This window comes from Plebeiibacterium marinum (assembly GCF_026013615.1).
Classification (GTDB): Bacteria; Bacteroidota; Bacteroidia; order Bacteroidales; family Marinilabiliaceae; genus Saccharicrinis; species Saccharicrinis marinus_A.
In genome coordinates this window covers 80,879-93,415 of record NZ_JAPDPI010000009.1, presented here as the reverse complement: position 1 = coordinate 93,415, position 12,537 = coordinate 80,879, and the positions used below count along the sequence as shown (strand labels likewise).

Annotated in this window: 11 protein-coding genes; 3 read left to right on the top strand and 8 right to left on the bottom strand. The window is 36.9% G+C overall.

Annotated features, from left to right (window positions below; genetic code table 11):
• Positions 1-127 precede the first annotated feature (127 nt).
• From gnd to OM074_RS06500, 7 genes are all read right to left on the bottom strand, one after another.
• Positions 128-1,579 carry a decarboxylating NADP(+)-dependent phosphogluconate dehydrogenase gene (gnd, locus tag OM074_RS06530; protein WP_301198598.1) on the bottom strand — a complete coding sequence of 484 codons (1,452 nt, stop codon included), beginning with the start codon at positions 1,577-1,579 and terminating at the stop codon, positions 128-130.
• A gap of 104 nt (positions 1,580-1,683) precedes the next feature.
• Complete coding sequence (locus tag OM074_RS06525) at positions 1,684-2,820, bottom strand: 4-phosphoerythronate dehydrogenase (protein ID WP_301198597.1); 1,137 nt, start codon at positions 2,818-2,820, stop codon at positions 1,684-1,686.
• Positions 2,821-2,822: 2 nt separating this feature from the next.
• Complete coding sequence (locus tag OM074_RS06520; protein WP_301198595.1) at positions 2,823-4,463, bottom strand: AMP-binding protein; 1,641 nt, start codon at positions 4,461-4,463, stop codon at positions 2,823-2,825.
• 57 nt (positions 4,464-4,520) lie between these two features.
• Complete coding sequence (gene rimM / locus OM074_RS06515) at positions 4,521-5,048, bottom strand: ribosome maturation factor RimM (protein WP_301198594.1); 528 nt, start codon at positions 5,046-5,048, stop codon at positions 4,521-4,523.
• Between the two features lie 113 nt (positions 5,049-5,161).
• Positions 5,162-5,725 carry a 30S ribosomal protein S16 gene (locus tag OM074_RS06510; RefSeq protein ID WP_301198593.1) on the bottom strand — a complete coding sequence of 188 codons (564 nt, stop codon included), beginning with the start codon at positions 5,723-5,725 and terminating at the stop codon, positions 5,162-5,164.
• Positions 5,726-5,827: 102 nt separating this feature from the next.
• On the bottom strand, positions 5,828-6,631 hold the full coding sequence (locus OM074_RS06505; RefSeq protein WP_301198592.1) for an HAD family hydrolase: 804 nt from the start codon (positions 6,629-6,631) through the stop codon (positions 5,828-5,830).
• A gap of 4 nt (positions 6,632-6,635) precedes the next feature.
• Positions 6,636-7,700, bottom strand: a complete 1,065-nt coding sequence (locus OM074_RS06500) for a DUF3810 domain-containing protein (protein ID WP_301198591.1) — start codon at positions 7,698-7,700, stop codon at positions 6,636-6,638.
• 95 nt (positions 7,701-7,795) lie between these two features.
• On the opposite strand from OM074_RS06500, the gene OM074_RS06495 reads away from it, so the two are divergent.
• From OM074_RS06495 to OM074_RS06485, 3 genes are all read left to right on the top strand, one after another.
• Positions 7,796-9,151 (top strand): UDP-N-acetylmuramate--L-alanine ligase, encoded by a 1,356-nt coding sequence (locus OM074_RS06495; RefSeq protein WP_301198590.1) that lies wholly within the window; start codon positions 7,796-7,798, stop codon positions 9,149-9,151.
• Between the two features lie 181 nt (positions 9,152-9,332).
• Positions 9,333-10,505: a methyl-accepting chemotaxis protein gene (locus tag OM074_RS06490; RefSeq protein WP_301198588.1), complete on the top strand. Its 1,173-nt coding sequence runs from the start codon at positions 9,333-9,335 to the stop codon at positions 10,503-10,505.
• Between the two features lie 89 nt (positions 10,506-10,594).
• Entirely contained in the window at positions 10,595-11,023 is a 429-nt protein-coding gene (locus OM074_RS06485; protein ID WP_301198586.1) for a hypothetical protein, read from the top strand.
• A gap of 85 nt (positions 11,024-11,108) precedes the next feature.
• Here OM074_RS06485 and ahcY read toward each other — a convergent pair whose 3' ends face one another.
• Positions 11,109-12,533, bottom strand: coding sequence for an adenosylhomocysteinase (gene ahcY, locus OM074_RS06480; protein ID WP_301198584.1), 1,425 nt, complete (start codon positions 12,531-12,533; stop codon positions 11,109-11,111).
• Positions 12,534-12,537: the final 4 nt, after the last annotated feature.

Sequence of the window (12,537 nt, the reverse complement as noted above, 5' to 3'; positions counted from 1 at the left end):
TTTTTGTTAGAATAGAATAATTGTAACAATTATACAGATAATAATTCGGTAAACAAACTGGCAATTGCTAAAAACAAAAAAAGGTTTACTCTTTGCGTAAACCTTTTGTGTTGTATATGAGTGTGTTTTATACGTCGTAAGTTGTGGAGGCAGTGTCGCCGCCTCTTCCTGTCCAATTAGTATGGAAATATTCCCCTCTGGGTTTGTCAATTCTTTCGTATGTATGGGCGCCGAAGTAATCTCGTTGTGCCTGCAAGAGGTTGGCGGGCAGAAATTCTGTTCTATATCCGTCATAGTACGACAGTGCACTTGAGAATGTAGGTACAGGAATCCCGTTTAAAACGGCCTGAGCTACTACTTGTCTCCATCCGTGCAATGCCTTATCGATTTTTTGCATAAAGTACGGATCAAGTAATAAATTTGGTAATTCGGGATTGTTATCAAAAGCTTCTTTTATTTTCCCAAGGAAGGCTGAACGGATAATACATCCTCCTCTCCACATTAAAGCTATTCCTCCATAGTTTAAATCCCAGTTGTTTTCTTTGGCTGCTTCCCGCATCAAAACATAACCCTGAGCATACGAGACAATTTTAGAGGCAAATAATGCATCCTTAATATATCCGATAAACTGTTTCTTATCTCCTTCGAATTTTTTTATGGGCGAACCGAGAATTTTTGAAGCACTTATTCTTTCTTCTTTTTGGGCTGACAAGCAACGTGCGAAAACTGATTCACCTATCAAAGTTAGCGGAACCCCCAGATCAAGTGCAGTAATGCCTGTCCATTTACCTGTCCCTTTTTGGCCGGCAGCGTCTAATATATTTTCTACTAGTGGTTTGCCATCTTCCCTATATCCCATAATATCACGGGTAATTTCAATCAGGTAACTATCTAAATCCCCATTATTCCATTCGTCAAAGGTGTTGTACATTTCATCGTGTGAAAGGCCAAGGTATTCTTTCATAATATGATATGCTTCACTTATCAATTGCATATCGCCATATTCGATTCCATTATGAACCATCTTTACAAAATGACCTGCTCCATCTTGGCCCACCCAGTCGCAGCAGGGAATATTGTCTTCTACTTTGGCACTAATATTCTGAAAAATATCTTTTATAAATGGCCAGGCCTTTGCAGAGCCTCCAGGCATTAAAGATGGACCTGTCAGTGCACCTTCTTCTCCACCCGACACCCCGGATCCAACATAGAGCAAGCCCTTTTCTTCAACGTATTTTGTTCTTCGGATGGTATCCGGATAGTGTGAGTTTCCTCCATCAATGATTATGTCACCCTTTTCAAGGTGAGGGGTTATCTGATCAATTAATGCGTCAACTGCAGCGCCAGCCTTTACCAGCATCATTACCTTTCTTGGTTTTTCTAGAGAATCAACCAATTCCTTTATGGAGTATGTGCCAATAAAGTTTTTTCCTGCACCTCTGCCACTTATAAATTTGTCAACTTTTTCAGTGGTTCTATTGTAAACGGCAACATTATAGCCTTTGCTTTCCATGTTTAAAACTAGGTTTTCACCCATAACAGCTAAACCTATCAATCCTATATCAGCCTTTTTGTTCATTTTTTTATTTTTTTTATGCACACAAACCCGTCGATGATCCTGACTGGGGACTGGCCTTGTTTTCTGCAATTTATTATTAATAGAAACTATTAATGTTTCTTATTTTAGATACATTGAACATCCTTAAAACCAATTTTGTTCAGTGCTGCCTCTATATTTTTTGATCCGCCTTGTAATATAATTTTATAGGCTTCAAATTCTCTGCGGATAGGGTAGGAACCCCTTAGCTTTTCAAATGAAGATGGGGCATTTCTTAACCTTTTATCATCTTCCATAATATCATAAGTATACAATATGGCTTCTATCTGTATTTGCTGTATTGATTTTCTTTTGCAATCAATTTTGATGTCTGTGTCTTTATTTACCGGTAGGTTGTTAGGAAACCAATGGGTAAGGGGCAAATTAAAGTACTCACTTATAGCCTGTACGCTCATGGCTGTTCCGTTGGCTTTGCCATCTGCTGAATAGCCTGCTATGTGAGGAGTTGCAACGAGTGTTTCTTTTATTAGATCAGGGTTTAGCGCAGGTTCGTTTTCCCATACATCAAGTATGATGCTGTTAACTTTTCCAGATAGTTTAGAACGCAATAAATCAATGTTGTCTGCTACCTCTCCTCGTGAACTGTTTATTATAACAACTCCATTTTTGCATTGATCTAAAAACTCCTTATTGCAAAGATGTTTAGTTTTATATGGTGCAATATTAGTTAAAGGAACATGAAAGGTTATGATGTCTGCCTCTTTTTGGATACGGTCAATTCCAACAAAATTTGATGATTTCTCTTTTTCCTGTCGAGGGGGATCGTTTAATAATACCCGCATACCTAGTCCTTCGGCAAGGGCTTTAACTTTTGATCCTACATTTCCTACCCCTATAATACCAATGGTTAAGTCTGAAAAATTGAGCTTGTTAATCAACGCAAGATTTGAAAAAGCAGAAGCCATGTATTGTTTTACAGAACCTGAGTTGCAACCTGGTGCATTGGTCCAGTTAATGTTATTTGCCTTACAGAAAGTAGTGTCAATATGATCATATCCAATGGTGGCGGTTGCAATCATTTTTACCCGGCTATCTGTTAGCAAATCCGAATTGCACACGGTTCGGGTTCTTGTTATTAAAGCATCAGCATCCTTAACAATTTTGGCCGTAGTTTTTGCGCCAGGATAATATTTAACATCTGCATAGGGTTCTAAAATTCCTTGAAGGAAAGGGATTTTGTCGTCGGCAATTATTTTTAACATGCTTAAAGTTTTGTGTACTTATATCTTTTAATGCTTTTCTTGGGCGTTTTTTCAAACTCTTCCGGAAATAAAGTCACTTCAGCAAGATTCATGTAGGCTGGCAGTTCGGCATTAATTGTTTTTTTTAGTTCCAGGATTTTCTCTCTTAGTTTAGATTCTGATAATTTCTCCGCATCAGCCATTTCATAGTCTGGATATATCAGTGCCTCAAGTTTCCCATTACCCATATCTCTTACCAAACATTCCTGAACGTATTCCATATTATTCAGTCGGGCTTCAATTTCTTCGGGATAAATATTTTGTCCTGAACCACTTAAGATCATGTTCTTACTGCGTCCTTTGATAAAAATGAAATTCTCCTTATCTATAACACCCAGGTCGCCTGTGTGTAACCAGCCGTCTTTATCAAAAACTTCTTTTGTAGCCTCCTGGTTTTTATAATAACCTAACATGATATTGGTACCCTTCACCATTATTTCTCCTACTTCATTGTGTGGATCAGGAGAATCTATTTTTACTTCCATTCTGTCTACTAATCGACCAGCAGATCGTACTTTGGTTGAATCGAAAGGAGCATAGCTTATTAGTGGACCACATTCAGTCATTCCATAACCAATGGTAAATGGAAATCCAATTTTGCGTAAAAAATCCTCAACATCTTTGCTTAGTGCGGCACCGCCTATCACAATTTGCTGGAATTCTCCCCCAAAAACATCTACTAATTGTTTTTTTATTTTCTGATATACCACCTGGTTTAAAACCGGAATTTTACTAATTGTTTTAACTGTTGGCTTTTCAAGAGCGGGGGCTATTCGTTTTTTAAATATTTTTTCAAGAATTAAAGGAACAGAGAGAATCAAGTGGGGTTTTACTTTTTGAAATGCTTCTGTTATAATTTTTGGAGAGGGCGTTCTGCTTAAAAATGTTATGTGGCATCCAACAGTAAAAGGCCATAAAAACTCAAACAGACAGCCATATGCATGTGCCAGAGGTAAAAATGACACAATCCTGTTACCTGGGTACAGTTTCAGGTTTTCCTGGGCAAAAAGTACATTCGACCAGATGCTTCTGTGCGGCAACATTACTCCTTTCGAAAAGCCGGATGTTCCTGAAGTATATGAAAGTACCATCATTTCATCTTTGTCAACTTGTGCGAAGTTCAGTGATTCTGCGGAAATATTCTCAGGAATACAGATGCTGTTTATTATCTTGTCAAGATTAACGGAGCAACTTGCTAGTGGTTTAAAGCTTTCGATGCTTACGATGCCGATGATTCCTGACATTTTACTTTCATCAATCTTGTTAAAGATAAGATCTGTAGAAAGCAATATTTTTGATTCGGAATGTGATACAATGTGATGAATTTCACTGCTTCCAAAATCAGGCAAAACAGGTACTGCAACTGCTCCATAGGTTACCGTTGCTAGATATGAAACGGCGTAATTGCTAAGGTTTCTGCCGATTAAGGCAACTTTATCCCCTTTTTCAATCCCGCATTTTTCAAAAAGTTGGTGAAACCAGTAAATTTTCTCAGCTACCTGATCGTAGGAATAAGTTTCCCCTCCATAATCTGAAAAAGCATACTTACCTTTGTAAGTAGTTAAGGCACGTTGGATCATGCCAATAAATCCATTGTTTTCCATATTTCAGTTTTCTTCAATGCTTTTAGACGGGATCGTTGATTTATTAGATCCTTTAAATCATCCTTCCAAATATAAATCAATCAACCCTTCAGGGAGATCCATTTCGATGGTTTTAGTTAACTCATCAACTTTAGTTATAAAATCCTGATTAATTGGTATCAATATTTCTTTTCCTTCGTTTTCAATTATAAAAATGGGATTTTTTGCAATCTCATTTATGTCCAGAATAGTCCCTATTTGACCTTTGGATGCGTCATTTACCTTAAAGCCAATAAATGCACCAGAAGGAGCTTCTTCTTCTTTAAGGATTTCTTCGGGTTTTAAATATACTTCTGCGTCACATAGGTCACGAGCTTTATCTTCAGAATTAACATCATTTAGTTTTACCAACAATGTTTTGCTGCTTTTTGTCCGGATGGATTCAATGCGAAAGGGAACTAATCCATTGTCTATATTCAGCAAAAGAAAATTGGTATCTATGTCTTCACTATAAAACCCATCCAATAATGAAAAAACAATTTCACCTTTAATGCCATGGGGTTTATTTATATAGCCTACTGCTACACATTGGTCCTTTTCTATCATAACTTAAATATTGAATGATAAATTTAAAAAATATTGGACATAAAAAAACCCCCATTTAAAAATGAGGGTTATTCTTTTACAATAATTGAAACTGCTTAAAAATACAGCTTGAATTACTCAGCAGCCGGAGCTTCAGGAGCATCAGCAGCCTCGTCGGCAGCTGGAGCTTCTTCTTCAGCATTGGCTTCGGCAGTTGCAGCCTCAGCTTCGGCAGCTAGTTCTGCATTCTTTTTAGCAATTGCTTCAGCTCTTTCTGTGTTAATTTTTGCTTCACGCTCAAGGTTTTCTTTAGCCTCATCTGCAGCTTTTCCTGCAAGGCCGTCGATCTTAGCCTGAATCTTAGCTTGTTTTTCAGTTGACCAAGCGTTGAATCGCTTTTCAGCTTCAGCTTCATCGAAAGCACCTTTTTTAACACCTTCCAATAAGTGTTTCTTCATTAAAACACCTTTGTACGACAAGATTGCTCTTGCTGTATCAGTTGGTTGTGCTCCGTTGTTTAACCAAGTTAAAGCTTTATCGAAATTTAAATCGATTGTAGCAGGATTCGTATTAGGATTGTAAGATCCGATACGCTCAATGTACTTACCATCACGTGGTGCTCTGCTATCTGCTACCACAATGTGGTAGAAAGCATGCCTCTTACGCCCGTGTCTAGCTAATCTAATTTTTACTGGCATGTGTTTTTATTTTTATTTGTTTTACAAATGTTGCAAAAACTCTGTTTTGCGGGCGCAAAGTTAGTAAATATTTTTTAATGCAACTGGTTTTGTATAAAATATTTACTTTTTGTTATTTGCTTCTCCAAGCACATTTTTTTGTATTGTTTTAATCACACCATCTTTATAATTAGCAGGTGCAATGTTTCTTGCTATTTTCTTAATTTCCGGGTGTGCATTTTCCATGGCATAGCTGTGGGTTGCCTGTTGCAGCATTTCTTTATCGTTAAAATAATCTCCAAATGCCATTGTTTCTTCCTTTGTAATTCCAAACTTCTTCTGTATAAGGTTTAGTGCCTCTCCTTTATTTACTTCGTGTGGCATTACATCAATCCATATGTCACTAGAAGGTGCTACGCCTACTTGTGTTTGATATTTCTCCCAAACAGGCCAGCTATTCTTCATCCAGGTTTTGCTGTCGCATATGGCTACTTTTAATATGGTGTCTTCCACACTTTTCAAGTTGTCAACAAATTTTATTTTTTTATAATATTTGCGAGCCTCCTGAAGAAAGTCTTCATCGTTACTTTCTATATACGAAGTGTCTATGCTGCATAAAATAACATTAACACCCAAAGTTTTTCTAATGTCGTCTATAATTGCACGTACAGTTTTTATTTCAAGGGGTTTCACTATGATCTGTTCCCCGTTTGCCTCAATAAATGCACCATTATCACATATGAAAATAATATCATGTTGTAAGAAGGAAAATTCTGGTTTCAAAGAATAAGATGGCCGTCCGCTAGCTACAACGAATTGTATTCCTGCATTTCGCAAATCAGTATAAACTTTTTTAAAGTCCGGCGACAATTCTTTATTATCATCTAATAAAGTACCATCCATGTCTGATGCAATAAGTTTAATCATATACCTAAAAAATTATTTCTTTATGTTCAGATAAATAAAAGTCAATAATCAGTTGAACCATTCCGTTATAATCATCAATGCCTTTTTTAACGTTATTCGATTTCAGATAAACATCATTCACCTTACTTGCGGTTTTGTCAATGGTTTTATTTCTTAGTTTATGCCAATGTTTATGCCTGGACCTGTAGTCATTGATTACTTCTGGTTTTATCATAGACATTAAATCCTCTTTGCTAAAAATATCTTTTGATTGATATATAAAGAAACCGAGTGAATATAACCAGCCACAATAATTGGCAAACTTGTTTTCTGAATTTGTAGTTATGAGCCATGCGTAAAAGTTGGCCTCCGCTTCACTGGTAATTCCTAACTGATGGCACATTTCATGGGCAGTCACCACCGGTTTATCCCATACTGATAAATGCTTGTTAATATGTGCTTCATTGAAAAATGGCCCGTAATATCCTAATATGGTAGCCTTAGCAAAAAAGTTGCTAAATGATATGTTTTTAATACGTCTCATTCCACCTGGATACTCAACAGGGAGAAAGGTCTGTAATTCGTTTATTGATGGCTCAAGGATAGGTTGAAAATTTAAGGTATCCTGGTCTTGCCATGAAGTATAGGCTTTGTTGGTGTATTCAGCTACAAGCTTAAAAACTTCTGCAAAGTTTTCTGTGTTTGGCTCAGATTTTTCAATCTGCATTCGAAGGTGGGCAGGTTGCCTGAAATAATTAAAGCCCCAAAGAAAATAGAATGCCGAATACAATAGGGCAATAGTCTGGAGTAGCCTGATCGTAAATGATGTTAATCGAATTTGTTTTACCGAAACTAAGATTAAGCCTATAACAAAGAAAGTTGTTAGCAATACATAAAAAGTATCATCTAAAGAAAATGGAAATAGTGCGGAAAAACTTGATAAGGGATAGGCAATTTGAGGATATATCCCTGTGGAATACCATTTTTCTGTTAGGTCAGGGTTGTTTTTAAATACTAAAGTCAGCAAATATGTGATTAAAGCCAAAGAAAAAGGGAATCCCAATTTCAAATATTTTTTGAATCTGTTCACATTATATGGTTTTGAGAGCTATTCTTATTATTTTCGCTTGAACAAATATAGTGGTATTTTAAAACCCAGTCATAACTCTTGATTTAAATTACAATATGCATATTCATTTTATTGCCATAGGCGGTGCTGCCATGCACAATCTGGCCATTGCACTACATTTAAAAGGATATCAGGTTACAGGTTCGGATGATGAAATATTTGATCCATCAAAAAGCCGGTTGCAAAAGCACGGTTTACTCCCTGGCGAATTTGGATGGTTTCCAGATAAGATCAGCAAAGAAATTGATGTTATTATTTTAGGAATGCATGCCAGAAAGGATAATCCTGAATTATTAAAGGCACAAGAGCTGGGGCTAAAGGTCTATTCCTATCCTGAATATTTATATGAGCAATGCAAGGATAAGAAAAGGGTAGTTATTGGAGGTAGTCACGGGAAAACGACTATCACCTCAATGATTATGCATGTACTAAAGGAATTAAACTACAAGTTTGACTATATGGTAGGTGCTCAAATAGAAGGGTTTGACACCATGGTTAGTCTTTCTCATGATGCAGATATTGCCATATTTGAAGGGGATGAATATCTTTCTTCACCTATTGACCTTAGGCCGAAATTTCATTGGTATAAACCAGATGTGGCCCTTCTGACCGGGATAGCCTGGGACCATATCAATGTATTTCCAACATGGGAAAACTATGTGGAACAGTTTAAAATATTTGCAGATTCAATTGAAAAGGATGGTTCTTTGGTTTGGTTTCTTCTGGATGAAGAGCTTCAAAAGATAGCGGGTTCTGTTCGTGCTGATATAAAGTCGCTTGCTTATGATGAGATATTATGGGATATAGACAAAGGAAAAACTACGATAAAATTTAATGGCAAAAGCTACCCGCTTTCCATATTTGGTTCGCACAATCTTCAGAACCTTAATGGAGCCAGAATTGTATGCGCCGAGATTGGTATACCAGATGAAAAATTCCTGGAAGCGATTTCTACTTTTAAAGGAGCAGCCAAAAGGTTGCAAACCCTGAAAGAAAATGACCAATCTACTATTTTTCTTGATTTTGCCCATTCCCCATCCAAATTAGAGGCAACCATTAATGCAGTAAAGCAACAGTTCCCCGACAGGGAATTAATAGCTTGTATGGAGCTTCATACTTTTAGTTCATTAAACAAGGAGTTTTTACCCCAGTATAAAAACACAATGCAGAATGCAGATGTGGGTTTTGTTTATTATAATCCCCAAGTTGTAGCCCATAAAAAACTTCCACAAATTGAAAAACATGAAGTGGCACATGCATTTGCTACAAAAAATGTAAAAGTTTTTTCTGAAACCGAGGAATTGCAAAGCGAGTTAAAGAAAATCAGTTGGAATAAAAAGAATTTGCTCTTTATGAGTTCGGGAAATTTTTCAGGGATTGATTTTAAATTGTTTTCAGATCAGTTGATTTAAACATTGATATTCATTAATTTGCGCTTTGTCACGTTTTTGTCACGCTTCTTTTTAAACCAATAAGTAATTGTATACGTACTTTTAATGTCCTTGTTATTGTAAGTCTATTTGCCTTTTGAAGGAGAGTAGTTCATAATAGGGTTGGTGTATATTAAAAAAATCCAAATTATAAGTTTTTACAATGGATATATTTACTTTAGGAATTTGGCTTATAGTATTTGCAGGCTTGCTTTGTTGGGGCTTGTTAAGAATAGCGTTTAAAAGGACTTTTGTGTTTTTTATAGGAACGGTTTTTTTAATTGTGATAGATGCAGTGGCTTGTTTTGCTTTTACGGTTGGGCAAAAGGGGCTGATACATTTGTTATGGGCAGTTCCTGTTGCGATATCAATGATATTGGGCAGTTATTATCTGTTATCCCTAAAGGTAAAAGCTCCTATTCAACATCTTACTGAAGTCATAAGAAAGATGAGCGAAAAGGATATTACAATAAACATTGACCCGAAGTTTACCAATGAAAAGTACGAGATAAAAGCTATTGTGGATTCTTTGCAGGATCTTCTTTGTTCAAACAGGATCTTAATGCAAAATCTTGACAAAAGTTCAAGTGAATTGCTTAATTCAAGTACCCAAATTAATTCAAGTACTAGTGCCATAAGTAGTGGGGCAAGTGAACAAGCCAGTGGCATTGAAGAAATTTCTTCTTCAATTCAGGAAATGAGTGCTAATATCCAGAATAATTCAAACAATGCCCAGGATTCTGAGAACATCAGTAAAAAGGCAAATCAACAACTTCAACTTTCCTATAAAGGAGTACAGGAAGCGGTTGAATTAGTAAACAGAATCTATAAACAAGTGGAGATTGTTTCTCAAATTGCCGGGCAAACGAATATTTTAGCTCTCAATGCCTCCATAGAAGCCTCAAAGGCGGGTGCTGCCGGTAAAGGATTTGCCGTGGTAGCCAACGAAGTAAGGAACCTTGCAGAACAATCAACCGATTCTGCTGACCGGATTTCACAGTTAACAGCCCAGGGGGTGGAGAAGATCAATCAAGTTATGGATGAGATTAACAACTTAAATATTGAGACAAAGAAATCAATAGAGTTGGTTAGTGAGGTGTCAGCTGCAAGTCAGGAAATGAATATTGGTGCAGGACAGGTCAATTCTTCTATTCAGGAACTAAGTAAGGTTGTTCAGGAAAATGCAGCATCAAGTGAAGAGTTGAGTGCTACGGCTGATATGTTATTGAGTACCGCTAAGAAACTTTCAGATATTGTAAATGAGTATGAGTTTAAGGAAACAGAGATAATATCAATAAGTCGTAATCAAAGACGAAAGGCCTCGAAAACTGCATAAGACTTTATGTTTATCCCTGTTTGTTTTAGGGATTGACAATAGGTCGCCAGATAGATAACAAACCATATAAACACTTAAATTTTAGAGTTATGGTAACATACAATTACAACAAAGAAAAAGGATATTTGAACGTTGTTTTTTCAAGTAAAGTAAATCATGGTGAAATTATAAACTACATAGGATCCTTAATGAAAGAGGATGATTTGCCCAGGGATCTGGGAGTATTGATTGATGCCAGGGCTGGATCAGTGAATATTAATCCGGCTAATCTATATTATATTCTTGAGGAAAACGTTAAAATGTTTTCAAAATTCAATTCACTAAGGGTAGCGATTGTTGTGGATGGTACAATAAATACTGCCTTAGCAGTTTTGTATATGCGATTAATTCAACTTGAGAGATATAAATTTAAGACATTTAGCCTTATGGAGTCGGCCGAAGAATGGGTGAGGAAAGATGTTGATCAGAACAGAACCTATCCGAAAGAAATATTCACCAGGAGTTATACCCTCCTTTAAAGAACCTATTTTTCCAATTCATTATACAATAAAAAAAGGACTGACAAACGTGCCAGCCCTTTTTAATTGTTTCAATTGTAATATTTTAATATCTGTAATGCTCTGGTTTATATGGTCCACCTACTGGTACTCCAATATAATCAGCTTGTTCCTTGCTCAATGTAGTAAGTTTAACTCCAAGCTTTGCAAGGTGTAGTCTTGCTACCTCTTCGTCAAGATGTTTTGGAAGTGTATAAACTCCAACTTCGTAATCCTTCTCCCAAAGTTCTAACTGTGCCAATGTTTGATTTGTAAATGAGTTACTCATTACAAAGCTTGGGTGTCCGGTGGCATTGCCGAGGTTTACCAAACGTCCTCTGGAAAGAAGAATGATTGCGTGTCCATCAGGGAATTCAAACATATCAACCTGAGGCTTAATGTTTTTTTCTTTAATTCCCGGATACTTTTCAAGTTTTTCAACCTGTATTTCGTTATCAAAATGACCAATATTACATACAATCGCCTGATCTTTCATTTTTGCCATATGTTCGATTGTAATAATATCTTTGTTGCCGGTAGTGGTAACATAAATATCAGCCTCTACAAGAGCCTCTTCTGTTGTTGTTACTTCAAAACCTTCCATAGCAGCCTGAAGAGCACAAATAGGGTCTATTTCGGTAACTAATACTCTGGCTCCAAAGCCGCGCATACTTTGTGCACAACCTTTACCTACGTCACCGTAGCCGCAAACTAATACCGTTTTTCCTGCCACCATCACATCTGTACCGCGCTTAATTCCATCAGCCAAACTTTCTCTACATCCATATAGGTTGTCAAATTTCGATTTTGTAACAGAATCATTAACATTAATAGCAGGGAATAGTAACTCGCCTTTTTCCATCATGTGATATAGACGGTGGACTCCTGTAGTAGTTTCCTCACTAACGCCCTGGCATTTTTCAGCAGCTTTGGTCCAGCGAGCTGGATTTTTTGCCAATTCAACTTTTAATCGGCTAATTAGCTCTCTGTAATCTTCACCTTCTCCACTAACGTCTTTATCTAAAATAGAGCTGTCTTTTTCTGCATCACATCCAAGGTGGATCATCATTGTAGCATCGCCACCATCATCAACAATTAAATCAGGGCCTTCTCCATTGCCAAAGTCTAAAGCTCTTTCTGTACACCACCAATATTCTTCCAGGGTTTCTCCTTTCCAGGCGTATACAGGTACTCCAGCCTGGGCAATTGCTGCGGCAGCATGATCCTGGGTACTATAAATGTTACAGCTACACCATCTTACATCTGCTCCAAGCGCTACCAGAGTTTCAATTAATACAGCTGTTTGAACTGTCATATGAAGCGAACCCATTATTTTCGCCCCTTTTAGTGGTTTAGTTTCACCATATTTTTCTCTCAATGCCATTAAGCCAGGCATCTCTTTTTCGGCTATCTCAATTTCTTTTCTTCCAAATTCAGCCTCTGCCATATCTTTTACCTTATAAGGCAGTGTATCTGTTAAGATTTCAGACATATAT

Coding starts and splice junctions, on each gene's coding strand:
- OM074_RS06510 (WP_301198593.1), bottom strand. CDS start 5,725: ATGCCAGTAAAAATTAGATTAGCTAGACACGGGCGTAAGAGGCATGCT.
- OM074_RS06495 (WP_301198590.1), top strand. CDS start 7,796: ATGCATATTCATTTTATTGCCATAGGCGGTGCTGCCATGCACAATCTG.
- OM074_RS06505 (WP_301198592.1), bottom strand. CDS start 6,631: ATGATTAAACTTATTGCATCAGACATGGATGGTACTTTATTAGATGAT.
- OM074_RS06520 (WP_301198595.1), bottom strand. CDS start 4,463: ATGGAAAACAATGGATTTATTGGCATGATCCAACGTGCCTTAACTACT.
- gnd (WP_301198598.1), bottom strand. CDS start 1,579: ATGAACAAAAAGGCTGATATAGGATTGATAGGTTTAGCTGTTATGGGT.
- ahcY (WP_301198584.1), bottom strand. CDS start 12,533: ATGTCTGAAATCTTAACAGATACACTGCCTTATAAGGTAAAAGATATG.
- OM074_RS06485 (WP_301198586.1), top strand. CDS start 10,595: ATGGTAACATACAATTACAACAAAGAAAAAGGATATTTGAACGTTGTT.
- OM074_RS06525 (WP_301198597.1), bottom strand. CDS start 2,820: ATGTTAAAAATAATTGCCGACGACAAAATCCCTTTCCTTCAAGGAATT.
- rimM (WP_301198594.1), bottom strand. CDS start 5,048: ATGATAGAAAAGGACCAATGTGTAGCAGTAGGCTATATAAATAAACCC.
- OM074_RS06490 (WP_301198588.1), top strand. CDS start 9,333: ATGGATATATTTACTTTAGGAATTTGGCTTATAGTATTTGCAGGCTTG.